Source organism: Streptomyces sp. PsTaAH-137, from assembly GCF_003259365.1.
Classification (GTDB): Bacteria; Actinomycetota; Actinomycetes; order Streptomycetales; family Streptomycetaceae; genus Streptomyces.
Window position 1 is genome coordinate 105,526 of sequence record NZ_QLLY01000017.1, and the last position, 23,239, is coordinate 128,764.

The 23,239-nt window shown below is 71.8% G+C and carries 23 protein-coding genes and 1 pseudogene; 17 read left to right on the forward strand and 7 right to left on the reverse strand.

Annotated features, from left to right (window positions below; genetic code table 11):
* Window positions 1–68 precede the first annotated feature (68 nt).
* The 9 genes from K377_RS31455 (at window position 69) to K377_RS31495 (ending at window position 10,580) form a co-directional block, all read left to right on the forward strand.
* Entirely contained in the window at window positions 69–1,019 is a 951-nt protein-coding gene (locus tag K377_RS31455) for a carbohydrate ABC transporter permease (protein ID WP_111666976.1), read from the forward strand.
* On the forward strand, window positions 1,016–1,909 hold the full coding sequence (locus K377_RS31460) for a carbohydrate ABC transporter permease (protein WP_375605977.1): 894 nt from the start codon (window positions 1,016–1,018) through the stop codon (window positions 1,907–1,909). The genes K377_RS31455 and K377_RS31460 overlap by 4 nt, the downstream gene beginning before the upstream one ends.
* Window positions 1,906–3,102: a Gfo/Idh/MocA family protein gene (locus K377_RS31465; RefSeq protein WP_111666977.1), complete on the forward strand. Its 1,197-nt coding sequence runs from the start codon at window positions 1,906–1,908 to the stop codon at window positions 3,100–3,102. Before K377_RS31460 ends, K377_RS31465 begins: the two co-directional genes overlap by 4 nt.
* Window positions 3,099–3,950 (forward strand): PmoA family protein, encoded by an 852-nt coding sequence (locus K377_RS31470; RefSeq protein ID WP_111666978.1) that lies wholly within the window; start codon window positions 3,099–3,101, stop codon window positions 3,948–3,950. Before K377_RS31465 ends, K377_RS31470 begins: the two co-directional genes overlap by 4 nt.
* Window positions 3,947–5,581 carry a glycoside hydrolase 43 family protein gene (locus tag K377_RS31475; RefSeq protein ID WP_111666979.1) on the forward strand — a complete coding sequence of 545 codons (1,635 nt, stop codon included), beginning with the start codon at window positions 3,947–3,949 and terminating at the stop codon, window positions 5,579–5,581. The genes K377_RS31470 and K377_RS31475 overlap by 4 nt, the downstream gene beginning before the upstream one ends.
* On the forward strand, window positions 5,578–6,927 hold the full coding sequence (locus K377_RS31480; RefSeq protein ID WP_111666980.1) for a sugar ABC transporter substrate-binding protein: 1,350 nt from the start codon (window positions 5,578–5,580) through the stop codon (window positions 6,925–6,927). The genes K377_RS31475 and K377_RS31480 overlap by 4 nt, the downstream gene beginning before the upstream one ends.
* A gap of 94 nt (window positions 6,928–7,021) precedes the next feature.
* Complete coding sequence (locus tag K377_RS31485; protein WP_111666981.1) at window positions 7,022–7,846, forward strand: rhamnogalacturonan acetylesterase; 825 nt, start codon at window positions 7,022–7,024, stop codon at window positions 7,844–7,846.
* Window positions 7,847–7,865: 19 nt separating this feature from the next.
* Window positions 7,866–9,164: a polysaccharide lyase family 1 protein gene (locus K377_RS31490; RefSeq protein ID WP_111666982.1), complete on the forward strand. Its 1,299-nt coding sequence runs from the start codon at window positions 7,866–7,868 to the stop codon at window positions 9,162–9,164.
* Window positions 9,165–9,443: 279 nt separating this feature from the next.
* Window positions 9,444–10,580: a pectinesterase family protein gene (locus tag K377_RS31495; RefSeq protein ID WP_111666983.1), complete on the forward strand. Its 1,137-nt coding sequence runs from the start codon at window positions 9,444–9,446 to the stop codon at window positions 10,578–10,580.
* 29 nt (window positions 10,581–10,609) lie between these two features.
* On the opposite strand, the gene K377_RS31500 is transcribed toward K377_RS31495, so the two are convergent.
* Window positions 10,610–10,927 carry a hypothetical protein gene (locus K377_RS31500; protein WP_237551550.1) on the reverse strand — a complete coding sequence of 106 codons (318 nt, stop codon included), beginning with the start codon at window positions 10,925–10,927 and terminating at the stop codon, window positions 10,610–10,612.
* 254 nt (window positions 10,928–11,181) lie between these two features.
* On the opposite strand from K377_RS31500, the gene K377_RS31505 reads away from it, so the two are divergent.
* Window positions 11,182–11,985 (forward strand): HAD family acid phosphatase, encoded by an 804-nt coding sequence (locus K377_RS31505; protein ID WP_111666984.1) that lies wholly within the window; start codon window positions 11,182–11,184, stop codon window positions 11,983–11,985.
* A 21-nt stretch (window positions 11,986–12,006) separates the two neighbouring features.
* Here the strand turns inward: K377_RS31505 and K377_RS31510 are convergent, their stop codons facing one another.
* From K377_RS31510 to K377_RS31520, 3 genes are read right to left on the reverse strand one after another with little or no spacing between them, the layout of a single operon-like run.
* Window positions 12,007–12,840 carry a pectate lyase gene (locus K377_RS31510; RefSeq protein WP_111666985.1) on the reverse strand — a complete coding sequence of 278 codons (834 nt, stop codon included), beginning with the start codon at window positions 12,838–12,840 and terminating at the stop codon, window positions 12,007–12,009.
* Between the two features lie 41 nt (window positions 12,841–12,881).
* Window positions 12,882–13,712 carry a hypothetical protein gene (locus tag K377_RS31515; protein ID WP_111666986.1) on the reverse strand — a complete coding sequence of 277 codons (831 nt, stop codon included), beginning with the start codon at window positions 13,710–13,712 and terminating at the stop codon, window positions 12,882–12,884.
* Window positions 13,709–14,299: a SigE family RNA polymerase sigma factor gene (locus K377_RS31520; protein ID WP_258395190.1), complete on the reverse strand. Its 591-nt coding sequence runs from the start codon at window positions 14,297–14,299 to the stop codon at window positions 13,709–13,711. Before K377_RS31520 ends, K377_RS31515 begins: the two co-directional genes overlap by 4 nt.
* A gap of 181 nt (window positions 14,300–14,480) precedes the next feature.
* Between K377_RS31520 and K377_RS41830 the strand changes: the two genes are divergently transcribed.
* Complete coding sequence (locus K377_RS41830; RefSeq protein WP_161195053.1) at window positions 14,481–15,002, forward strand: hypothetical protein; 522 nt, start codon at window positions 14,481–14,483, stop codon at window positions 15,000–15,002.
* Here the strand turns inward: K377_RS41830 and K377_RS31530 are convergent.
* Both K377_RS31530 and K377_RS31535 read right to left on the reverse strand, forming a co-directional pair.
* Entirely contained in the window at window positions 14,999–16,459 is a 1,461-nt protein-coding gene (locus tag K377_RS31530; RefSeq protein ID WP_111666987.1) for a penicillin-binding protein 2, read from the reverse strand. The two genes, K377_RS41830 and K377_RS31530, sit on opposite strands and share 4 nt — an antisense overlap.
* 101 nt (window positions 16,460–16,560) lie before the next feature.
* Window positions 16,561–17,343 (reverse strand): IclR family transcriptional regulator, encoded by a 783-nt coding sequence (locus tag K377_RS31535; protein ID WP_111666988.1) that lies wholly within the window; start codon window positions 17,341–17,343, stop codon window positions 16,561–16,563.
* A gap of 128 nt (window positions 17,344–17,471) precedes the next feature.
* Between K377_RS31535 and K377_RS31540 the strand changes: the two genes are divergently transcribed.
* The 6 genes and pseudogenes from K377_RS31540 to K377_RS31565 all read left to right on the forward strand — a co-directional run.
* The gene (locus tag K377_RS31540) at window positions 17,472–19,019 is read left to right on the forward strand and encodes an aldehyde dehydrogenase (NADP(+)) (protein ID WP_375605978.1); all 1,548 of its coding nucleotides are present in this window, start codon (window positions 17,472–17,474) and stop codon (window positions 19,017–19,019) included.
* A gap of 5 nt (window positions 19,020–19,024) precedes the next feature.
* The gene (locus tag K377_RS31545) at window positions 19,025–19,630 is read left to right on the forward strand and encodes a DUF1349 domain-containing protein (RefSeq protein WP_111666989.1); all 606 of its coding nucleotides are present in this window, start codon (window positions 19,025–19,027) and stop codon (window positions 19,628–19,630) included.
* 241 nt (window positions 19,631–19,871) lie between these two features.
* The gene (locus tag K377_RS31550; protein ID WP_111666990.1) at window positions 19,872–20,342 is read left to right on the forward strand and encodes a GNAT family N-acetyltransferase; all 471 of its coding nucleotides are present in this window, start codon (window positions 19,872–19,874) and stop codon (window positions 20,340–20,342) included.
* A 92-nt stretch (window positions 20,343–20,434) separates the two neighbouring features.
* Window positions 20,435–21,151 carry a DsbA family oxidoreductase gene (locus K377_RS31555; protein ID WP_111666991.1) on the forward strand — a complete coding sequence of 239 codons (717 nt, stop codon included), beginning with the start codon at window positions 20,435–20,437 and terminating at the stop codon, window positions 21,149–21,151.
* 82 nt (window positions 21,152–21,233) lie between these two features.
* A complete protein-coding gene (locus tag K377_RS31560; protein ID WP_111666992.1) occupies window positions 21,234–22,313 on the forward strand; it encodes an aminotransferase class V-fold PLP-dependent enzyme in 1,080 nt (359 codons plus the stop codon).
* A gap of 66 nt (window positions 22,314–22,379) precedes the next feature.
* A pseudogene (locus K377_RS31565) lies at window positions 22,380–22,628 on the forward strand (sigma factor); the annotation flags it as partial.
* A gap of 87 nt (window positions 22,629–22,715) precedes the next feature.
* Here the strand turns inward: K377_RS31565 and K377_RS31570 are convergent.
* Window positions 22,716–23,216, reverse strand: a complete 501-nt coding sequence (locus tag K377_RS31570) for a MarR family winged helix-turn-helix transcriptional regulator (RefSeq protein WP_111666993.1) — start codon at window positions 23,214–23,216, stop codon at window positions 22,716–22,718.
* Window positions 23,217–23,239 lie beyond the last annotated feature (23 nt).

The window sequence follows — 23,239 nt, forward strand, 5'->3', positions numbered from 1 at the left end:
GACGCCCGTACATGATCGACATCTCGAACAGCGTTCGCGAAGCGCTTCACCAGGAACGGAGTCCCGTCATGGCCCAAGCCGCAGCCGTGGCCCAAGCCCCGCCGGCCGGACCGCCACCGCCCCGGCCCCGCCGCCGCACGTCCGCGACCCCGCGCAGGCTGCCGTATCTGCTGATCGCGCCCGCCGGTCTGCTGATGCTGGGCTTCATCGCGTACCCCGTCATCAGCGTCTTCTACTACAGCCTTCAGCACTACAACCCCACCAAGCCGTGGCGGAACGGCTTCGCGGGCCTCGACAACTTCGTCACCGCGTTCACCAGCGACCCCGACTTCTGGAGCACGCTCGGCTTCAGCCTCCAGTGGGTCGTGGTCCAGGTCGTCCTGCAACTCCTGCTCGGACTCGGGCTCGCGCTCGTCGTGAACCAGACGTTCATCGGCCGCGGCCTCGCCCGCGCCCTGGTCTTCTCGCCGTGGGCCGTCTCCGGCGTCCTCACCTCGTCCATCTGGATGCTGCTCTACAACTCCCAGACGGGCATCACCCGTTACCTCGCCGACGTGGGCCTCGGCTCGTACGGGACGTCGTGGCTGTCCGACACCGCGACCGTCTTCCCGGCCGTCGTCACCGCCGAACTCTGGCGCGGCGTACCGTTCTTCGCGATCCTCATCCTCGCCGACCTCCAGTCCGTCCCGAAGGACCTGTACGAGGCCGCCGAGGTCGACGGCGCGAGCCGGCTGCGGCAGTTCCTCCACATCACGCTGCCGCACCTGAAGGACGCCATCATCCTGTCCACGCTGCTGCGCGCGGTGTGGGAGTTCAACAACGTCGACCTGCTCTACACCCTCACCGGCGGCGGGCCCGCGGGGGAGACGACGACGCTGCCGCTGCGGATCGCGTCCATCGCCGTCGACAGCCACGACTTCGGCTACGCGTCCGCGCTGACCTCCATCGCCTTCGTGATCCTGCTGTTCTGCTCGATGATCTATCTCCGCCTGAGCAAGTTCGGGGGCGACGAGAAGTGACCGCCACCACCACCGCCCCCGTGCGCCCGGCCCCCGGCCGGCCCCGCCAGGAGACGAGACCGCCGAAGAAGAGCGCGTCCTGGGACGACGTGCCGCGCTGGCAGATCTACGTGCCGTTCGGCGTCTACCTCCTCTTCACGCTGATCCCGTTCTACTGGATGCTGCTCTTCGCGTTCCGCCCCACCGGCTCGACCTCGCTCGCGCCGTGGCCGCTCACCTTCGAGCACTTCGACAAGGTCTGGAACGAGCGGGCGTTCGCCACCTTCTTCCAGAACAGCCTGCTCGTCGGCGTCGCCTCGATGGTCATGACGACCGTCGTCGCCCTGGCCGGCGGCTACGCCCTCGCCCGCTTCAACTTCTGCGTCAAGCGGGCCTTCATGCTGGCCCTGCTCTGCTCGCAGTTCATCCCGGGCGCGCTGATGCTCGTACCGCTCTTCGAGATCTTCGCCAACCTGAAGATGATCAACTCGCTGGGCAGCGTCATCATCGCCGAGACCGTCTTCCAGCTCCCGCTGACGATGATCCTGATCAGCGGCTTCATCCGGAACGTGCCGCCGTCCCTGGAGGAGGCCGCCTGGGTCGACGGCTGCGGACGCTTCCGCGCCTTCTGCGCTGTCGTCCTGCCGCTGCTGCGGCCCGGACTCGTCGCCGTGGGCTCCTTCGCCTTCGTGCACAGCTGGAACCACTTCCTGTTCGCCCTGATGTTCCTCTCGGACCAGAGCAAGCAGACGATCCCGGTCGGCCTCGCCACGCTCATGGGCGCCGACTCCGTCGACCTGGGCGCGCTCGCCGCAGGCGGTGTGGTGGCCGCGCTGCCCGTCGTGCTCGTCTTCGCCTTCATCCAGAAGTGGCTCGTCACGGGCTTCAGCGCCGGGGCGGTGAAGGGATGACCGCGAACCCGACCCCCGTACCCGTCGTTCTCGCGGGTGCCCGCGGACACGGCCGCTGGCACCTGGACAACATCCGGCGGCTGGCCGAAGCAGGCCTCGTCACCCTCACCGGAGTCTGCGAACTGCACCCGCTCCCGGACTCCGAGCTGGCCGGGTTCGGAGGCGTCGCCCAATCGCCGGACCTCGGCGACCTCCTGGACCGCACCGGCGCCCGCGCGGCGGTGATCTGCACCCCGATCCCGACCCACACCGACCTCGCCCTCACCGCCGCCGCGCGGGGCGTGCACCTGCTCCTGGAGAAGCCGCCCGCGCCGTCGTACGCCGCGTACGAGCGGATGGCCGCCGGGGTCGCCGCGGCCGGTGTCGCCTGCCAGATCGGCTTCCAGTCGCTCGGCTCGCACGCGATGTCTCATATACGAGATCTCGTACGGGACGGGGTCATCGGCGAACCCCTCGGCATCGGCGCCGCCGGAGCCTGGGCCCGCGACGAGGCCTACTTCCGGCGCGCCCCCTGGGCCGGACGGCGCAGGCTCCCCGACGCCACCGGCCGCCAGGTCGACGTGGTCGACGGCGTGCTCACCAACCCCCTCGCCCACGCCGTCGCCACCGGCCTCGCCCTCGACGGCGCGACCGGCGCCGACGACCTGACCGACATCCGCACCGAGCTGTTCCGCGCCAACGCCATCGAGGCCGACGACACCTCGTACGTCTCGATCACCACCCGCACCGGCTCGCGCGTCACCGTCGCCGCGACCCTGTGCGCCGAGCGGCCCGACGAGCCGTACGTCGTCGTGCACGGCAGCCACGGCCGGATCACCTTCTGGTACAAGCAGGACCGCGCCCTCGTGCAGCGCGCGGGGCACGGCCCGCAGGAGACCACGTACGCCCGGACGGATCTCCTGGAGAACCTGGTCGCCCACCTCTCCGATCCCACCGGGGCCACCGAACTCCTCGTCACCCCGGCCGCGACCGGCGCCTTCATGCGGGTCGTCGAGGCGATCCGGCGCGCGCCCGAGCCGCGGCCGCTGCCCGCCTCGGCCTGGCACACGGTGCCCGGCGGCGGGGGCGACGGCACCCTCCGCCGGGTCGTGCCCGGCATCGACGGACTCGTCGCCGCCAGCGCCGACACGCTCACCGGTTACGCCGGACTCGGCGCCGACTGGGCCCGCCGGGAACAGGAGGCCGCCCGATGAACCGCCTCGCCGTCGCCCCCCTCACCCTGCACTGCGCGGGCCGCCCGGTCGCCCGCTACGAGGTCCGCGCCGACCTCGACCGACGCAGCGCACCGCGCCCGTTCCTGCACCCGGTGACCACCCTCGCCGGCGTTCCCGTCACCGAGTACGCGCCCGCCGATCACCCGCACCACCTCGGGGCCGGCGTCGCCGTGCCGGACGTCGAAGGACACAACTTCTGGGGCGGCCGGACCTATGTACGCGACCAGGGGCCGACCGAGCTGGACAACCACGGCGAGCAGCGGCACCGCGAGTTCAAGCTGCGCGACCCGGACGGCTGCGTCGAGGACCTGGACTGGATCGCGGACGCGCGGGTGCTGCTGCGTGAGCGCCGCACCGTCGCCGTGACCCGGCTCGCCGACGACGCCTGGGCGCTCGACCTCACCTTCGCGCTCACCAACCCGGGCCGCGAGCCGGTCACCGTCGGCAGCCCCGCCACCAACGGCCGCCCCGGCGCCGCCTACGGAGGCTTCTTCTGGCGGGCGCCCAAGGAGTCCGCCGCCCCCTCGGTGCGCACCGCGGACGCCGAGGGCGAGGACGCCGTGCACGGCCGCCCGGCCGACTGGCTCGCCCTGAGCGGCGACGGCTGGACGCTGGTCTTCGCCGGGGCCACCGCCGGGACCCGGCGCGACCCGTGGTTCGTGCGCACCGCCGAGTACCCCGGCGTCGGCTCCTCGCTCGCCGCCCGGGCCCGCCTGCCGATCGCCCCCGGCGACACCGCCGTACGCCGGATCGTCACGGTCGTCGCCGACGGCCGCCTCGACCGCGAGCGGACCGCCGCCCTGGTCAGAAAGGCGGTGTCCGCATGAGCGCAGGACCGCGCTTCGGCGACCTGGGCGACGGCACGTACCGCAACCCGGTCCTCGCCGCCGACTGGTCCGACCCCGACGTGTGCCGCGTCGGCGACGACTTCTACCTCACCGCGTCCAGCTTCGGCCGGGCCCCCGGCCTGCCCCTGCTGCACTCCCGCGACCTCGTCAACTGGACCCTGATCGGCCACGCCCTCGACCGCCTCGAACCCACCGAGGCGTTCACGGCGCCGCGCCACGACTGCGGGGTGTGGGCGCCCTCGATCCGGTACCACGACGAGCGCTTCTGGATCTTCTGGGGCGATCCCGACCACGGCGTGTTCCAGATCAACGCGCCGTCCATCAGGGGTCCTTGGAGCCGACCGCATCTGCTGAAGGCGGGCAAGGGCCTGATCGACGCGTGCCCGCTGTGGGACGAGGAGAGCGGCGAGGCGTTCCTCGTGCACGCTTACGCGAAGTCGCGGGCCGGCATCAAGAACCGGATCACCGGCCACCGGATGAGCGCCGACGCCACCGAACTCCTCGACGAGGGAACCCTGTTGATCGACGGGGACCGGATCCCCGGCTGGTTCACGATCGAGGGACCCAAGCTGTACCGGCGCGACGGCTGGTACTGGATCCTCGCCCCGGCCGGGAGCGTGGAGACGGGCTGGCAGGGCGCCTTCCGCTCCCGCTCGTTCTCCGGCCCGTACGAGGAGCGCGTGATCCTCGAACAGGGCGCCACCGACGTCAACGGCCCGCACCAGGGCGGCTGGGTGGACACGCCCACGGGCGAGGACTGGTTCCTGCACTTCCAGCAGCGCGGCGCGTACGGGCGTGTGGTGCATCTCCAGCCGATGCGCTGGGACGCGCACGGCTGGCCGGTGCCCGGCGCCGAGCACGCGCCCGGCGTCCCCGTGCGCGTCCACCCCAAACCGGACCTGCCCGCGCAGCCCGTCACGGCGCCCGCGGCCGACGACGACTTCCCCGGCGGCCGGTTCGGCCGGCAGTGGCAGTGGACCGCCAACCCCCGCGACGGCCTCGCGACGGCGCACGGCGGCGACGGACTCCGATTGACCTGCGTGCGCTCCGCCGACGGGCTGCGCGACCTGCGCCGTGTCCCGCACGTCCTCACCCAGCGCCTGCCCCTGGCGCCCTCCCGCATCGAGGTCGACCTCCGCCTCGACGCGACAACCCCCGGTGCCCGCGCGGGACTTGTCGTCCTCGGCGACGCCTACTCCTGGACCGGCCTGGAGCGCGCCGCCGACGGCACCGTCCACGTCGCGCACCGGTTCGCCGAGGGCCCGGCCGCCGACACCGAACGCGCCGCCGCCCACCCGCGCCCGGCACCTGACGGCACGGCGCGCCTGCGCGTCGACATCTCCGACGGGGCGCGCTGCCGCTTCTCCGTCGACACCGGCGACGGATTCCGGCCCTCGGGCCAGATGTTCGCCGCACAGCCGTGGCGCTGGGTCGGAGCACTGCTCGGCCTGTTCGCCGCGGCCCCGGACGGGGCGGTCCCCGGCGGTACGGGACCCGCCGGGACCGCCCTCTTCACCCGCTTCCGCAGCACCGAACACACCCCACCGACCCACCTCCGACCCCCAGAACCCCACCGATCCAGCGATCCAGCAGAAGAGAGCCGATCATGAACTTCCGCATGCGCAGACACGCGCTCCGCACCGGCACCGCCGTGGGTCTGTCCACCCTGCTCGCCCTGACCGCCACCGCCTGCGGCGACGACGGCTCCGGCACCGGCGGCGACAAGGGCGACGAGGGCTCCGGCAAGGGCACGATCACCTTCTGGGACAACAACACGGCCGTGCGCCGCGACGTCTGGATGGAGATCATCAAGGACTTCGAGAAGAAGAACCCCGACATCAAGGTCAAGTACGTCGGCGTCCCCGCCGAGAACGTGCAGTCCAAGTACGACACCGCCATCCAGGGCGGCGGCCTGCCCGACGTCGGCGGGGTGGGCACCGCGATGCTCGCCACGCTCACCGCGCAGAACGCCCTCGAACCGGTCGCCGACCGGCTGGCCACCAGCTCCCTCAACGACAAGCTGAACGCCAAGTTCGTCGACTCGGTGAGGGCGGCCGGGGGCAGCAGCGAGCTGTACACGATCCCGACGTCCGCGAACAACGGCGTCCTGTACTACCGCACCGACCTGTTCGACAAGGCGGGCCTGGACGCGCCGACGACCTGGTCCACGTTCTTCGACGCGGCGGGCAAGCTCACCAACTCCTCGAAGAACCAGTTCGGTTACACCATCCGCGGCGGCGAGGGCTCCATCGCCCAGGCCCTCGACGTGATGTACGGGCAGAGCGGCATCACCTCGTTCTGGGACGGCGACAACGAGAAGACGACCGTCAACGATCCCGAGAACGTCGCCGCGCTGGAGAAGTACGCCGCCCTCTACAAGAAGGCCACCCCGTCGGCCGACGTCAACAACGACTTCACCAAGATGGTCAGCCAGTGGGACAGCGGCACCATCGGCATGCTCAACCACAACCTCGGCTCCTACGCGGGCCATGTGAAGGCGCTGGGCGCCGACACGTTCAAGGGCCTGCCGAACCCGACCGGCGACGACGGCACCCGCGTCCAGGTCTCCAACCCGGTCGACGGGCTCGGCCTGTTCAAGGCGAGCAAGAACAAGACGGCCGCCTGGAAGTTCATCGAGTTCGCCGCCTCGCACAGCGAGAACAGCAAGTGGAACGAGTCGGCGGGCCAGATCCCGGCCAACACCGACGCCGCCAAGGACGCCTGGGTGCAGAAGGCCGAGCCCACCAAGCTGGCCGCCGAGGCCCTGGAGTCCGGCTCCACCAAGATCGTGCAACTGCCGTACTACCTGCCCGACTGGAACACCATCTCCAAGGCCGACAACGAGGCCAACTTCCAGAAGGTCCTCCTCGGCAAGCAGTCCGCCAAGGACTTCCTCGACACCATGGCCGACCAGCTGAACAAGGCCCAGGACGACTGGAAGCAGCAGGCCAACTAGGAGTTGGCCCGCCCACGGGCCGGCGGCGAAGACGCCGTGTCGCCGGCCCGGCCACCACGACCCGCACGCACGTCACGAAAGGACGCGCACCGTCGTGCCGACCACCCGAAGAGCCACCCTGGCCGCGCTCGCGGCCCTGCCGCTCGCGGCGGCCGCGGCGAGCCCCGCCGCCGCCCGCCCCCGTCCGGCGTACCGCCGCACCCTGTTCATCGCCGGGGACTCCACCGCCGCCCAGAAGTATGCCGACGCCGCACCCGAGACGGGCTGGGGCACGGCCCTGCCGTTCTTCCTCGGCGACCGGGTCCGGGTCGCCAACCACGCGGTCAACGGCCGCAGTTCGAAGAGTTTCCTCGACGAGGGCCGCCTCGACACCGTCCTCACGGCGATCCACCCCGGTGACTTCCTCCTCGTCCAGTTCGCCCACAACGACGAGAAGAGCGCCGACCCCACCCGCTCCACCGAGCCCTGGTCGACGTACCAGAAGTATCTGCGGCGCTACCTCGACGGAGCCCGCGCCCGGGGCGCCCGGCCGGTACTGGCCACCCCCGTCGAACGCAGGAAGTTCGACGCCGACGGCGACGCGCTGCCCACGCACGGCGACTACCCGGCGGCGATGCGCGCCCTCGCCGAGGAGGAGGGCGTGGCGCTGCTCGACATCCAGGCCCTGTCGCTCGCCCTGTGGCAGCGGCTCGGCGCCGAGGAGACGAAGGTCTACTTCAACTGGACCGCCACGGAAGCGGACAACACCCACAGCAATCCGCCCGGCGCCATCGCCGTGGCCCGCCTCGTCGCCCGTGAACTGCTGCGCGCGCGGGTGCTGCCCGCCCGCGACGTGCGGCGCACCGGCGACGAGATCGACGAGCTCTCCGACGTATGGCAGTCGCGTCTGACCTGGCTGCCCGGCACCACACCCGCCTGATACCGGCAAGGAGCGCACAGTGCACACACAGAGATGTCATGGACGTGTCATATCTGGGCTGGTCGGCTGCACGGCCCTGGTCCTCGTCGTCACCGGCACCGCGGGCACCGCCCAGGCGCACGGCCGGGACACCGCCCGCCAGACCCTCGCCGCCGGCGACGGCTGGGGCTCGGCGACCACCGGCACCAACGGGGGCGCCGCCGCCGACCCGGCGCACGTCTACACCGTCACCACCTGGGCCGAGCTGAAGGCCGCCTTCGCCGACGGCGGCACCGCGCCGAAGATCGTCAAGGTGCGCGGCACGCTCGACGCCGACGGCTCCACCTGCGACGACTTCGCCGCCGACGGCTACGACTTCGACCAGTACCTCGCCGACTACGACCCGGCCGTCTGGGGCTATGAGAACGAGGTCAGCGGCGCGCAGGAGGACCTGCGAGCCGCCTCCGCCACCGCCCAGGCCAAGGCCATCAAGGCCACCGTGCCCGCCAACACCACGCTGATCGGCGTCGGCAAGAACGCCGGGATCGTCGGCGGCAGCCTCCAGATCACCGGCGTAGACAACGTCATCGTGCGCGGCCTGACCCTGGAGTCGCCGCTCGACTGCTTCCCGCAGTGGGACCCGACCGACGGTGACACCGGCAACTGGAACTCCGAGTACGACGCCGCCGTCGTCTACGGCTCCACCCATGTCTGGCTGGACCACAACACCTTCACCGACGGCGACCACCCCGACTCCACGCTGCCCACCTACTACGGCCGCCTCTACCAGCAGCACGACGGCGAACTCGACATCGTCAGGGGCGCCGACCACGTCACCGCGTCCTGGAACGTCTTCGCCGACCACGACAAGACCCTGATGATCGGCAACAGCGACAGCGCCGCCGCCACCGACGAGGGCAGGCTCCGCGTCACCCTGCACCACAACCTCTTCAAGAACCTCGTCGAGCGGGCCCCGCGCGTCCGCTTCGGCCAGGTCGACGTCTACAACAACTCCTACGTCGCGAACGCCGACTACGGCTACTCGTTCGGCATCGGCTTCAAGTCGCAGCTGTACGCGGAGAAGAACTCCTTCACGCTCCCCGCCGGGGTCGGCGCCGACACGATCCTCCACCGGTGGAACGACTATCCCCTCACCGAGAAGGGCAACGTCGTCAACGGCGTCGCGACCGACATCATCGCGGCCTACAACGCGGCGAACGCGGCTGCTCCGCTGCGGTCGGGTGCCGGGTGGGTCCCTGCACTCCGGCTCCATGTGGACCCGGCGAAAACGGTGACCAGGACCGTCCTCCGGTCCGCCGGAGCCGCCCACCTTTACTGAGCGGGGCCCTGGGCCGTCCTTCGTCCGCGCCACCGTCGTGGCTGGTCGCGCAGTTCCCCGCGCCCCTGAGATGCGCACTGCGTGCGCCATCTCATCATCGACAGAGGCGCGGCGAAGCCGCAGCCTCAAGGGGAAGGCGCGCGAAGCGCAGCCTTCAGGGGCGCGGGGAACTGCGCGAGAAGCGGCCACCGGGCTGCGGTCGGAGAACTGCCCAGGGGCGCGGGGAACTGCGCGACCAGCCACGACGAAAGCCGCACCCGACCAGCGAGGAGCATCCGCATGCCCCTGAACCGCCGCACCTTCATCGCCGCCGGGATCGGCCTGGCCGCGATTCCGACCCCCGCCGCCGGAGGCACCCGCACCCACACCCCCTTCGGCCCCTACGGTTCCCCCACCCACCGCAGAGACCCCGACACCATCTACGTAGACCCTCAAGGCCACGGCGACGTCACCACACTCCGGGCGGCAACAGCAACCACCGCCCGCACCGTCGTCATCGCCCCCGGCGTCTACCGGGAAACAGTCACGGCGACCGCCGCCCGGACGACCTGGATCGGCGCGAGCGGCAACCCCCGAGACACCGTCGTCGTGTACGACAACGCGGCCGGCACCCAGAAGCCCGACGGCTCGGGCACGTACGGCACCACGGGCTCGGCCACCGTCACCCTGCGCGGCGAGGACTTCAGCGCGCAGGACATCACCTTCGCCAACGACTGGCTGCGCGCCGACCACCCCGGCATCACCGGCACCCAGGCCGTCGCCCTGAAGGTGACGGGGGACCGGTCGGCGTTCTTCGGCTGCCGCTTCCTCGGCCACCAGGACACCCTCTACGCCGACTCACCCGCGCTGACGGCCTTCGCCCGGCAGTACTTCCACGACTGCTACGTCGAGGGGGACGTCGACTTCGTCTTCGGGCGGGGGACGGCGGTGTACGACCGCTGCCACTTCCGTACCCTCGACCGCACCGACCTGGGCGCCGCCCCCTACGGATTCGTCTTCGCCCCCTCCACGGCGGCCGCCAACCCGCGCGGCTGCCTCGTCACGCGGTCCCGGATCACGAGCACCGCCCCGGACGCGTCCTACAAGCTGGCCCGCCCCTGGGTGCCCAGCTCCGACACCACGGCGGTGCCGTCCCTCGTGGTCCGGAACAGCCGCCTCGGCGCGGGCCTCGACGCCGTCGCGCCCTACGCCAACATGTCGGACAGCCACCCGTGGCAGCGGCAGCGATTCGCCGAGTACCGCAACACCGGCCCCGGCGCGACCGTCACGGTCCCCGAGAACCGCCCTCAACTCACCCACACCGAGGCCGAGTCGGCGACCCCCGCCGCCTACCTCGGCGACTGGGCCCCACGACGCGCGCGGCCACACGACGGCAGGGCCCCGAGAGCGGTGCCGGCCAGGAGACCGACCCCGTGATTGTTGCGCGGCAGGCACGGCATCCGCCGTCACCGGCCCAGTTGCCAGAGCGCGTAGGTGACCAGCAGCAACAGGACCCCGGCCAGCGCCATGACCGCGCCGAGGAAGCGGAGATGGCCGACGCTGCCGAAGATCGTCGTCGGGGCGGTGTCGAGGCGGCCTGAGCCCGCCCACACGTCCGCGCTCTTCGCACGGGCCCGCGCCGACCGGCGGGTGCTGATGCCCTTTATGTCGAACGCCCAGGCCACCCCGCACCAGATCGCGACCACTCCACCGATCAGGAACGCACCGAGCAGCACGGGCGACTCGCCGCCCGACGACGTGGCCAGCGTGGCAGGGACGGACAAGGCGGAGTCTCCGGGAAGGACGGGGCGTGCGCGGCGCGCACGGCTGCGATCGACCCTAGGGCCTCGGGTTCAACAGCAAGTCAAGGCGGTCTTTGCCCAGGGCAATGACTGGGTACCGATCGCGCTCGTCGGCGCAGGCGGGCGGCCGGGTATCGATCGGGTAAAAGTGGCTGTCCGCTACATGTGATGCGCGTAGACAGAGGGCGACCTGGCGCGCTTCCCGCGCGCCTCGGGCCAGATTCCGGAGATGTGACATGCGGAGATCCATCACCCTCACGGGCCTCGCCGCGACCTGTGCGCTCGCGGGCGGCGTCCTGTACGGCACCGGTGCGGCCAGTGCCGACCACCCGAGCGGAAGCACGACGGCCGAGCCGCACAACATCGGCCTCCTCGTGAACGAGATCAAGAGCTACTACGGCGCCACCCAGGACGCCGACGGCGTGTGGCAGGCGTCGTCGGACAGCGCGTACGCCGACGACATGGCGCGCATCACCGCCAAGGCCGAGCGGTCCATTGACCGGGCGGCCAAGGCGGCCAAGGGGCACGGCAAGCACGCGAAGAAGCCCGCCGTCGTCTTCGACATCGACGACACGCTGCTGCTCAGCCTCGACTACGAGATCAAGACCAACTACACCTACAAGAGTGCCAGTTGGGCCGACTATGTGGCCAAGGCCGACCGGCCCGCCGTGCCCGGGACCCCGGAGCTGGTGAAGTACGCCACCCGCAAGGGCGTCACGGTCTTCTACAACTCCGGGCTCAAGGAGTCGCAGCGCGCCGGGGCCGTGGCGAACCTGAAGAAGGTCGGCATCGACGTCGGTCTCGACGCCGACCACATCTTCCTCAAGGACACGGCCAACCCGCCCGCGTACCTGAGCGACTGTGCCACCGCGGCCGCCTGGAACTGCACCACCGTGCAGTACAAGTCGGGCACGCGGCGGCACATCGAGTCCCTCGGCTACGACATCGTCGGGAACTTCGGCGACCAGTACTCCGACCTCCAGGGCGGCCACGCCGACAAGACGTTCAAGTTCCCCAACCCCACCTACTACGTGGAGTAGCGGAGAGGCCGGGCCGCAGGGTCAGTCGTACGTCAGGTCCGACGCCGTGTAGCGGCAGTACGTACCGTCGGGGCCGCTGCCGATCTCGGTCGGCTCGGCCCCGGTGCTGTTGCCCTGGTAGCGGACGCACGGCTTGATCTTCTTGCTGCTGTCGCCGTGGACGCGGACGTTGCGCAGGGCCGCGGTGTCGCCGTAGTTGGAGTTGATCCCGACGATCGACTTGCCCGGCGCGGTCACGTCGACGTCGTTGATGATGATGTTCCGGTTCTTGTACTGCGTCGAGCAGTTGCCGCAGGAGCGGACCAGCTTGCCGAAGTCGGAGACCTGGAACTTGGTGACGACGAGCTTCCCGGCGCCGTTGAACTGGAACACCTTGTCGGACGCCGACTTCGCGCCGCCGCCGTACACCGTGTACACGGACGACGTGGACTTGCCCTTGAAGGTGGCCGCGTCCTCGCCGACGTCCTCCCACCACACGTTCTGGAGGGTGCAACTGCCCGCGCAGTGCACGCCGTCGGCGGCGGGGGAGCCGATGATGACGTTCTTCAGGGTCGCGCCGTCGGCCAGGTCGAAGATCGGGTCCTGGCCCTCGTCCTGGCCGTCGCCGCCGAGGTCGCCGGAACCGTAATAGCGCTTGTAGCCGCCGTCGAGCGTGCCGGACACGGCGATGCTGCTGCTCACGGCCTGCTCGCCCTTGGCGCTCGGCCAGGCGGTCGCGGCGCCCGCGGACCCGATGAAGGCCGTCGTGGCGAGGGCGCCGCCGGTCAGGGCGAGCGCGGCGAGGCCACCGATCGTCGTGCGCTTCCTGCTGAGGCGGCGACGGTGGCGTGGGGGAGTCTGGGGCTTTCGTGTCATGGCCTGTAGTGGTCGCCCCGCATCGAAAGGTTGCCCGTGTTCTAGGCGAAGTCGCCGCCCACCGAGGCCCGTTCACCGTCGGCCGTCCGCGCCGACACCGTGTACGTGTCCTTCGAGGCGTCCCGGCCGCCCGCGCCGTGGTTGTACTGCCCGGCGAAGACGAACTCCCCGGTGGGCACGGTCCGCCCGGCCTTCAACTGCCAGCGGTACACCAGGAATCCGTCGTGCTCGGCGACGGACACCGTGAAGTCCTCGGCGGGCAGCGAGCGCCAGTTGCCGGTGTCCGCGACGCCGCCGGTCAGGGCGACCCGCAACTCGACGGTGAGCGAGGCGAGTTCGTCCTCGGTCTTGAAGGTGACATCGCTCTGGCTCCAGTACTCGCTCGACCCCGGGTCGACGGAGCCGTCCGACCACAGCGGGCCGTCCGAGGCGGTCCCCGGACCGGGCGCGGCGGGCGGCTTCGTGCCGTCGGCACTGCCCGACGGCTTCCCGGGCGGCGACGAGGACGGGTGCCGCTGCGGCGCGGACGCCGGAGGGCTGCCGGAGGGCGAGGCGGCGGGCGTGCGCTCGCGTGCGGTGGCGTCGGGGGACGCCGTGGCGGGCGACGGCGAGACGGCGACCGTCTGCCGCGGCTCGTCGTCCGGCCGCAGCGCCGCGCCGACCGCGAACCCGCCCACGGCGAGCGCCCCCGCGACACCCGCCGTCACCCCGGCGATCCGCACCCAGCCGACGGCGGGCCCGCGCCCCCGCGAGGGGACGTCGGCAGCGGGCGGCCCGGCCATGCCGCGTTCGATCCTGGCCAGCATCCGCTCCCGGTCGGGCCGGTGCGCGCCGGTGGCCGCGCGCAGCCGACGGCGCAGCTCGTCGCTCATCGCCGGCCCCCTTCCGTGGCATCGAGCGCGGGCGTTCCGACCGCGGGGACGCGCCGGGGCGCGATGCCGTGCACCCCGCCCTGCCCGAGCCGCCGCTCCAACTCGGCCATGCCCTTGGACGTCTGGCTCTTCACCGTACCCACCGAGATCCCGAGAGCGAGCGCGGTGTCCTTCTCGGACAGGTCGAACGCGTGCCGCAGCACCACGCACGCCCGCTTGCGGAACGGCAGTTCGCGCAGCGCGTCCTGCACATCGACGACGGCCGGGACATCGGGTCCCTCGGTCCGGTCCTGCCGCCCCGACCAGAACAGCGCCACCCGCCGCCGCTCACGGACCGCGCTGCGGATCCGGGTGCGCGCGAGATTGGCGACGACTCCACGTGCGTACGCCACCGGATGCTCGGCCGCGCGCACCCGGTCCCAGCGGTGCCAGAGCGCCAGCAGCGCATCGGCGGCGAGATCGTCGGCTGCGTCCGCCTCGCCGGTCAACAGATGGGCGAGACGGGCGAGTTCCGCGTGATGCCGTTCGAAGAAGGCGTGGAACTCGGCGGAGGCGGGACCGTCCTCGAAGTCCACGACGGTACTCACGCTGGATCCTCCCTCACAGTGCGGCCCGGCGGGATGCGAGAGCGTACCAGCGTGACGTACGGGGATTCGAAAGTCGTCCGTGATACCGGACATACGGCAGAACGGAAGGGCGGGTTTCGGCCTAGATTGGGGTCCTGACCAGGCAGGGCAGGACCAGGTACGGCACGGAGGGCACGAGCGCGTGGGCGACGGGACGGCGACGACGGCGTACTGGGACGAACTCGCCCGGCACCTGCGCGGCCGCGGCCTGCCGCCCGGCCATGTCACGGGGACGGTCACCGAACTCGCCGAGCGGCTCGGCGGCACGGACCCGGCGGCGGTGTTCGGCCCGGCCGAGGAGCTTGCCGGTCGGCTGGCCCCCGAGCGGGCCGCGCCCGACGAGCACGTGGAGATCTGGCGCTGGACCGCCGACACCTACGCCGACGCGGCGCTCCTGGACCGCTTCGGCACCGAGGGCTGGGAGCTGCGGGAGATCGACGCCCTCGGCCGCTTCATCTGCCACCGCGACCCCGAGCACCCCGGCCGCTGGGAGTACCGCAGAGAACCGGCCGCTCCCGGTGGTGAGGTCCCGGAGGGCTGGGAACCCTGCGGCACCTGGGTCGTCTACCACTGGTACAAGCGCCCCCTGCCCCCGGAAACGGCGACCGGGGCCGGAGATACGTCATCTCCGACCCCGGTGCGCCGCCGGTGGTGGCGCCGCTAGTTCTTCAGCGCCGCGCTCATCATCGCCTTCGCGATCGGCGCCGCCAGGCCGTTGCCGCTGACCTCGGAGCGGGCCGCGTTCGACTGCTCCACGACCACCGCGACGGCGACGGACTTCCCCGTCGAGTCGTCCTTCGCGTACGACGTGAACCAGGCGTACGGCGTCTGGCTGTTGTTCTCACCGTGCTGCGCCGTACCCGTCTTGCCGCCCACGGTCGCCCCGGAGATCTGGGCGTTGGTGCCCGTGCCCTCGTTGACGACCGTCTCCATCGCCGACCGCAGCTGCTTCGCGGTGGAGGCGCTGACGACCCGCTCGGTGTCGGAGTCCGCGTACGACTTGACCGCGTCCCCGTCCGCGTCCGTCACCTGGGAGACCATGTGCGGCGACGCCTGGAGCCCGCCGTTGGAGAGCGTGGCCGAGACCATCGCCATCTGGAGCGGGGTGGCGGTGACGTCGAACTGGCCGATTCCGGTCAGCGCCGTCTGCGCGTCGTCCATGCCGGACGGGTAGACGCTCTCGGCGGCCCGCACCGGCACATCCTGCTTGGCGTCGTCGAAGCCGAACTTCTCGGCCATCGCCTTGAGCTTCTTCTGCCCGAGGTCGGCGGCGATCTTGCCGAACACGTTGTTGCAGGAGTACTGGAGCGCGGTCCTGAGCGTCGCGTTCTCGCACGGGGCCGACGCGTTCTCGTTCTTCAGGTAGGTGCTGGTGCCGGGCAGCAGAAACGGGTTGGGGGAGTCGGTCTTCTCGTCGACCGACGAGTACAGCCCGTTCTCCAGCGCGGCCGAGGCGACCACCAGCTTGAACGTCGAGCCGGGCGGCAGCGCCTGCTTCAGCGCCCGGTTCAGCGTCGGCGCGTCCTTGTCGGCCGCCAGCTTCTTCCACGCCGAGGCGTCCGACGAGCCCGAACCGCTGATCGTCGACGGGTCGAACGACGGCGTCGACACCATGCCGAGGATCTTCCCGGTCTCCGGGTCGATGGCGACGGCGGCGCCCTTCTTGTCACCGAGCGCCTTGTACGCGGCCTTCTGCACACCCGAGTCGATCGTCGTGATCACGTCACCGGGTTTGGTGCTCTTCCCCGTGAGCATGTCCACGGGGTTCTTGATCCGGTTGTCGGTGCCGTCGAGCACGCCCTGGTAGAGGGACTCCAGCTGGGTGGAGCCGTACACCTGTGACGTGTAGCCCGTCACCGCCGAGTACAGCGAGCCGTCCGTATAGCTCCGCTTGTACGCGAGGTCGCTGTCGTCGCCGGTCTTCGTGGAACCGGTCACCGCCTTTCCGCCCACGATGATGTCGCCCAGCGGATGCGCGTACTGCTGCATCACGGTCCGCCGGTTGTTCTTGTCGTCCGCGAGGGCCCGGCCGTCGTAGAACTGCACCCACGTCACCCTGACCAGCAGGGCGAGCACGAGCAGCAGACAGAAGACCGAGGCACGTCTGATCGTCTTGTTCATCCCGCACAGAAGACGAGCGGAGCGAAGGATTTCGTTCCGATAGCGACATGTTTCACAGGTTTTCTCAGGAAGCTCTCACCGAGCGGCCCGGCGCTGACCGCTCAGAGGCGGCGCGTGGCCAGGGTCAGCCGGTCCCGGGCGTCGAACAGCGCGTCCTTGACCATCTGCTCGTGCGCGGGGGTGAGCCGGGCCACCGGCACCGAGCAGGAGATCGCGTCCCGGGCCGGGGTCCGGTAGGGGATGGCGACGCCGAAGCAGCGCAGCCCCAGCGTGTTCTCCTCGCGGTCCACCGCGAAGCCCTGCTCGCGCACCGCGTGCAGCTCCTCGATGAGCTTCTCGCGGTCGGTGATCGTGTGCTCGGTCAGCGCGGGCAGCGTCTCGGGGAGCAGCTTGCGGACCTGCTCGTCGGTGTGGGTGGCCAGCAGCGCCTTGCCGAGCGACGTGGAGTGCGCGGGCAGCCTGCGGCCCACGCGCGTGAAGGGGCGCAGATAGTGCTGCGACTGCCGGGTGGCCAGGTACACCACGTTCGTGCCGTCGAGGCGCGCCAGGTGAATGGTCTCGGTGGTGTCGTCGGAGAGCCGGTCGAGGGTCGGCCGGGCGGCGGCGACGACCTCGTCACCGTCGATGTACGACGTGCCGACGAGCAGCGCCCGCACCCCGATCCCGTACCGTGTGCCGGTCGCGTCGGTCTCCACCCAGCCCAGCTCGACGAGGGTCCGCAGCAGCATGTACAGGCTGGACTTGGGATAACCGACGGCCTCCTGGACCGCGGCCAGGGAGTGCATCCCGGGACGGCCCGCGAAGTACTCCAGCAATTCGACGGTCCGGACCGCCGACTTGACCTGCGCGCCACCCGCCGCGGCCCCCGTCTCGCCTGCCGACATCGCCCTTGACCCCTTCGTTCGACGAGAAATAGTCTCCGTAGTGTTCATCAACAGAGACAGCGTTCAGTATATCGAACGACCCTCGGGGCTCGTCCGCCGAGCCGCGAGAAAAGCTGGAGGAATCAGCCGTGGGAGACGTGGCAGACGCAGCAGCACCAGTCTGGAGTGTGGACCCCCGAACCGGGAAGCAGCGGGAGCAGGTCGCCGTCGAAGCCACGGCCCAGGAGGTGGACCAGGCGGTCCGCGCCGCCGACGCCGCCCGTCCGGCCCTCGCCGACCGCGCCACCCGCGCCGCGTTCCTGCGCACCGCGGCCGACCTGCTCGACGGCGCCAAGGACCACCTGGTCGAGGCCGCCGACGCGGAGACCGCCCTCGGTCCGGTCCGGCTCACCGGTGAACTCGCCCGCACCTGCTTCCAGCTGCGGGCCTTCGCGGACATCGTCGACGAGGGCGCCTTCCTCGGCGTCGTCATCGACCACCCCGACGACACGGCGACCCCGCCCATCCCCGACCTGCGCCGCTACAAGATCCCGCTGGGCGTCGTCGCGGTGTACTCCGCCTCGAACTTCCCCTTCGCCTTCTCCGTGCCCGGCGGCGACACGGCCAGCGCCCTCGCGGCCGGCTGCCCGGTCGTCGTGAAGGCCCATCCCGACCACCCGGCCACCTCCGAACTGGTCGCCTCCGTGATCCGCCGGGCCGCCGCGCGGCACGGCATCCCCGAGGGCGTCCTCGGCCTGGTCCACGGCTTCGAGGCCGGTGTCGAGCTGGTCGGGCACCCGCTGGTCGCGGCGGCCGGATTCACCGGTTCCGTCCGCGGCGGCCGGGCGCTCTTCGACGCCGCCGCCGCGCGGCCGACCCCGATCCCGTTCCACGGCGAGCTGGGCTCGCTCAACCCCGTCGTCGTCACCGAGGCCGCCGCCGCCGAGCGCGCCGAGGCGATCGGCGCCGGGCTCGCGGGCTCCATGACGCTCGGTGTCGGCCAGTTCTGCGTCAAGCCCGGTCTGGTCCTGGCCCCCGCCGGCGAGGCGGGCGACACCCTGGTCAAGGCGCTCACCGCGGCCGTCAGCGACACCGGCTCCGGCGTCCTTCTCGACCACCGCATGCGGGACAACTTCATCGCGGGCGTCGCCGAGCGCGCCGGGCTGCCCGACGTGTCCGCCCCGGTCACGCCCGGCGCGGGCGGCGACCACACGGTCTCGCCCGGCTTCCTCACGGTCCCGGCCGCGCGCCTCGCCGTCGAGGGCGGCCCGCACGACCTGCTCCTGGAGGAGTGCTTCGGCCCGGTCACCGTCGTCGCCCGCTACGAGTCGGCCGACGAGATCACCGCCGTCGTCTCCCGCCTGCCCGGCAACCTCACCGCCACCGTCCAGCTGTCCTCGGCCGAGGCCGCGGGGGAGGGCCGGGGCGCCGAACTGCTCGGCGAGCTGACGCCCGTCGCGGGCCGCGTCCTCGTCAACGGCTGGCCGACCGGTGTCGCCGTCGCCCCTGCCCAGCACCACGGCGGCCCGTACCCGGCGACCACCTCGACCTCCACCTCCGTCGGCGGCACGGCGATCGAGCGCTGGCTGCGCCCGGTCACGTACCAGACCACGCCGGAGGCCCTGCTCCCGCCCGAGCTGCGCGACGACAACCCGCTGGGGCTGCCGCGGCGCTTCAACGGCCGCCTGGAAAACTGAGCGCCATGGAACTGCACCTCCCCGAACTGCCCTTTCCGCTGACCGCCTACGGCCCCGACGGGCACTGGGCCTACGCCGACGGTGTCCTCACCGGGCGGGCCGGCGCCCGCCAGGACCGCTTCGTGCCGCCGGCCGGCGACGCGCTCGACCCCGCCTCCGACGCGCCCCGGCTGCTGGGGGCGCCGAGCGGCGACTTCCGGTTCAGCGCGCGGGTCACCGTCGGGTTCGCGGGCGACTTCGACGCCGGTGTGCTCTACGTGCACGTGGGCGACCGGGAATGGGCCAAGCTCTGCTACGAGCGCTCACCGGCCGAGCCGACGATCTGTACGGTCGTCACGCGCGGGCGCTCCGACGACGCCAACTCCTTTGTCGTGCCGGGGAATTCGGTGTGGCTGCGGGTCAGTCGGACCGGTTCCGCGTTCGCGTTCCACGCCTCGGTCGACGGGGAGACCTGGACCTTCGTCCGGGTCTTCGCGCTCGGTGACGACACGTCGGCGGCGCCGTTGATCGGGTTCCTCGCGCAGTCGCCGACCGGCGAGGGGTGTGACGTCTCCTGGGACCGGATCGAGTTCCAGCCGGGCTTTCCGGCCAACCTCCGCGACGGTTCCTGAGCGATCGTTCCCCGCGCCCCTCGTCGCCGCCCCGCCGTCTTGGGCAGTCTGCCGCCTGGGGCGGCACCCCGGCGCGGGGTGAGCGCTTCAGGGGGCGGTCGCCTCGGCGCCGTTCGCGGGTGCGGCCCCGGTGGGGCTTCTCGCGCAGTTCCCCGCGCCCCTTACGGGGCTGAAAGCAGCCCGAGAGCGTGCCCCGGCCCAGGTCAGGAACCGAGGCCGGGCCCAGCCCGTCTATGCGGGCATGATCCGTACCGCCGTGCCCGCCGACGCCCCCGCCATCACCGCCCTGCACCAGCGCGCCCGAGCCACCTACTACCCCGACGGCTTCCCGGACGGCGACAGCCCCGAGCTGTGGCAGGAGCGGTGGACGCAGGCCATCGAACGGCCCCGCGCCCACGTCCTGGTCTGCGTCCGCGACGGCGCACCGGTCGGCATCGCCTCCTTCCGCCGCCCCGACGAGGCCCCGCACGGCACCACGGTCAAGCTCTTCCAGCTGCACACCGACCCCGCCCACTGGCGCCGCGGCATCGGCACGGAGCTGCACGCGGCCTGCGTCGAGCAGTGGCGGGCGGACGGGATGACCGAGGCCGTCCTGGACGTGCACCGCGACAACGAGCGGGCCCAGGCCTTCTACGCCGCCCACGGCTGGCACGGCGGCCGCACCGGCTCCGGACACCACCGTGAGCTGCGCCTCGACCTGCCCCGGGAATGACCGGAGGCGGCATCCGGTTGTACTCGTACGGCGCAGGGCACCCCCTGCCCGTCAGGACGTGAACACGTAACCAGCTGGAGCGAGAGACCCTCATGCGCGTCGAGATCTGGACCGACATCAACTGCCCCTTCTGCTACATCGGCAAGTCCCGGTTCGAGCAGGCCCTCGATGCCTTCCCGCACAAGGGCGAGGTCGAGGTCGTCCACCGCTCCTTCGAGCTGGACCCGACGGTCAAGAAGGGCGAGACCGGTCTCGTCGTCCCCCACATCGCGCAGAAGTACGGCATCAGCGAGGCCCAGGCCGCGGCGAACGAGCAGGGGCTCGGCCAGCAGGCCGCCACGCTCGGCCTGCCCTACCTCACCGAGGGCCGCGACTACGGCAACAGCTTCGACCTGCACCGCCTGCTCCACCTGGCCAAGGACAAGGGCGTGCAGGACGCCCTGATCGACGCGCTGTACCAGGGCAACTTCGTCGACAAGGAGTCCGTCTTCGCCGACGAGGAGCACGTCGTGCGGCTCGCCGTCGGAGCGGGCCTGGCCGAGGCCGACGTCCGCGCCGTCCTCGCCGACCCGGACGCGTACGCCGACGCGGTGCGCGCCGACGAGCGCGAGGCGGCCGAGCTGGGCGCGACCGGCGTGCCGTTCTTCGTCCTCGACCGCAAGTACGGCGTCTCCGGCGCCCAGCCCGCCGAGGTCTTCACCCAGGCGCTGACCCAGGCATGGGGCGCCCGCTCCCCGCTGACCGTCCTCGACACGGCCGACGGCGCCGACACCTGCGGCCCCGACGGATGCGCGGTCCCGCAGGCCTGACCAGCACTGATAAGGATCGCTTAGAGGTACTGCTCAAACATCCGCAATGGACGGGTAGTTGGCGGCGGGGCACAGTGGGGACATGGAGACCTCCGGTGCGCCCCGACAGCTCGACACGGACCTGGTCCGCGCCGAGTACACCCCTGCCACCAGCTACCTGAACACGGCAAGCTCCGGCCTGCTGCCCGCCCGCGCGGTGCGGGCGATGCACGAGGCGATCACCGCGATGGCCGAGGGCCGCCCCCTCGACTCCCTCTTCGTCGACGTGGAGGAGGCCCGCGCCGCCTTCGCCCGGATCGCCGGGGTCCCGGTGTCCCGGGTGGCCACGGGCGCGTCCGTCGCCGTCTACACCGGCCTGATCGCCGCCTCGCTGCCCGAGGGCGCCGAAGTCCTCGTCCCCGAGGGCGAGTTCAGCTCCACCATCAACCCCTTCCACGTACGGCAGGACCTCAAGGTGCGCACCGTGCCGCTCGCGGCGCTCGCCGAGTCGGTGCGGCCCGGGACGGTGCTGGTCGCGGTCAGCGCCGCCCAGTCGGCGGACGGCCGCGTCGCGGACCTCGCCGAACTGCGCGCGGTCACCCGCGCGCACGGCGCCCGCCTCTACGTCGACGCGTCCCAGGCGGCCGGCTGGTTCCCCCTCACCGAGCACGCCGACGCGGCGGACTACGTCTCCTCCGTCGCCTTCAAGTGGCTGACCTGCCCGCGCGGCGCCGCCTTCTTCATCGGCCCGCGCGACGTCGCCGAACTGACCCCGGTCTTCGGCGGCTGGGTCGCGGGGGAGAAGCCCTGGGACAGCTGCTATGGACCGGTCACCGAACTCGCCCGCTCCGCCCGCCGCTTCGACGAGACCCCCGGCCTCATCACGTACACGGGAGCCCGCCGCTCGCTGGAACTGATCGAGGAGCTGGGCCCGGAGGCGATCCTCGCCCACGACCTGCTTCTCGCCGACCGCTTCCGCGCGGGCCTCGCCGACCTGGGCCACGAGCCGGTACCGGCCCCGGGATCGCCCATCGTCTCCGTCCCCGGCCTCGGCGTACGGCAGCCGGAGTTGCACGAGGCCGGTGTCGAACTCTCGAACAGGGCAGGCAACTTGAGGGCGTCCTTCCACCTGTACAACACGGTCGAGGACGTCGACCGGCTGCTCGCCGAGCTGTCGCACTGAACCCTGGCGTCCGCGCCCGCCGGACGCTAGGAAGGCACCAGGGCCTGTCTGGAGGCGGTGGTGCCGGTGGCTCGTACGGACCCGACCGATCCCGCGGACCGCGGCGGCGGGCGCACGGCCGACGCGGAACTGCACCGACGCCTGGTCTACGGCGACGAGGCGGCCCTCTCCGAGCTGTACCGGGCCTACGGCGGGCTCGTGCGGCAGGTCGCCGTGCGGGTCACCCGGACGGCCGGCGCCGCCGACGACGTGGCGCAGGAGGTCTTCGCCCAGCTGTGGGCCCGCCCGTACGCCTTCGACGCACGCCGCGGCACGGGCGGCGACCCGGAAGCGGCCCGCGCCGTCCTCGACCGGGCGGCCCGGCTCGCCTGGCTGTGACCGGCCGCGTACCCCGGGAACCGGTCAGGAGCAGTCCCCGGTCCCGGCCTCCGTGCAGAGATTGCCCTCCACCAGGGCGAGCAGCCGTACGAACTCCGTCTGCTCCGCGTCGGAGAGCCCGGCCAGGCTCTGCTCCTCCAGGCCGCACCACGCCTCGGCCACGTCCTTGCGGAGCCCGCAGCTCGTCTCCGTCGCCTCCACGCGCACCGCGCGCCGGTCGTCCGGATCGGGGGAGCGGCGCACGTGCCCGGCCTGTTCGAGGCGCTGGAGCATCTTGGTGACCGTCGACGGGTCGAGCTCGACCGCCTTGATCAGCTCCGACTGCCGTACGGGTCCCTTGTCCCACAGGTGCATCATCACGAACTCCTGCCCCGGGTAGAGCCCGAGCCCGCGCAGCCGCCGGCCCGCCGCGGCACGGTGCAGCCGGGCCACCCGCGCCAGGGCGAGGCTCACCGGACCGCCGAGGGCGACGGCCGGGACGGGGGCGGTACAGACGGGCTCGCCGTCCTTCGGTGTGGGCTCCATGGCTGCTCCTGCGGCTGATTCCG

Bases quoted from the DNA above. Each gene is read 5' to 3' on its own strand.
- K377_RS31455 (WP_111666976.1), top strand. From the start codon at position 69: ATGGCCCAAGCCGCAGCCGTGGCCCAAGCCCCGCCGGCCGGACCGCCA.
- K377_RS31465 (WP_111666977.1), top strand. From the start codon at position 1,906: ATGACCGCGAACCCGACCCCCGTACCCGTCGTTCTCGCGGGTGCCCGC.
- K377_RS31470 (WP_111666978.1), top strand. From the start codon at position 3,099: ATGAACCGCCTCGCCGTCGCCCCCCTCACCCTGCACTGCGCGGGCCGC.
- K377_RS31475 (WP_111666979.1), top strand. From the start codon at position 3,947: ATGAGCGCAGGACCGCGCTTCGGCGACCTGGGCGACGGCACGTACCGC.
- K377_RS31480 (WP_111666980.1), top strand. From the start codon at position 5,578: ATGAACTTCCGCATGCGCAGACACGCGCTCCGCACCGGCACCGCCGTG.
- K377_RS31495 (WP_111666983.1), top strand. From the start codon at position 9,444: ATGCCCCTGAACCGCCGCACCTTCATCGCCGCCGGGATCGGCCTGGCC.
- K377_RS31505 (WP_111666984.1), top strand. From the start codon at position 11,182: ATGCGGAGATCCATCACCCTCACGGGCCTCGCCGCGACCTGTGCGCTC.
- K377_RS31510 (WP_111666985.1), bottom strand. From the start codon at position 12,840: ATGACACGAAAGCCCCAGACTCCCCCACGCCACCGTCGCCGCCTCAGC.
- K377_RS31515 (WP_111666986.1), bottom strand. From the start codon at position 13,712: ATGAGCGACGAGCTGCGCCGTCGGCTGCGCGCGGCCACCGGCGCGCAC.
- K377_RS31530 (WP_111666987.1), bottom strand. From the start codon at position 16,459: ATGAACAAGACGATCAGACGTGCCTCGGTCTTCTGTCTGCTGCTCGTG.
- K377_RS31535 (WP_111666988.1), bottom strand. From the start codon at position 17,343: ATGTCGGCAGGCGAGACGGGGGCCGCGGCGGGTGGCGCGCAGGTCAAG.
- K377_RS31545 (WP_111666989.1), top strand. From the start codon at position 19,025: ATGGAACTGCACCTCCCCGAACTGCCCTTTCCGCTGACCGCCTACGGC.
- K377_RS31550 (WP_111666990.1), top strand. From the start codon at position 19,872: ATGATCCGTACCGCCGTGCCCGCCGACGCCCCCGCCATCACCGCCCTG.
- K377_RS31555 (WP_111666991.1), top strand. From the start codon at position 20,435: ATGCGCGTCGAGATCTGGACCGACATCAACTGCCCCTTCTGCTACATC.
- K377_RS31560 (WP_111666992.1), top strand. From the start codon at position 21,234: ATGGAGACCTCCGGTGCGCCCCGACAGCTCGACACGGACCTGGTCCGC.
- K377_RS31570 (WP_111666993.1), bottom strand. From the start codon at position 23,216: ATGGAGCCCACACCGAAGGACGGCGAGCCCGTCTGTACCGCCCCCGTC.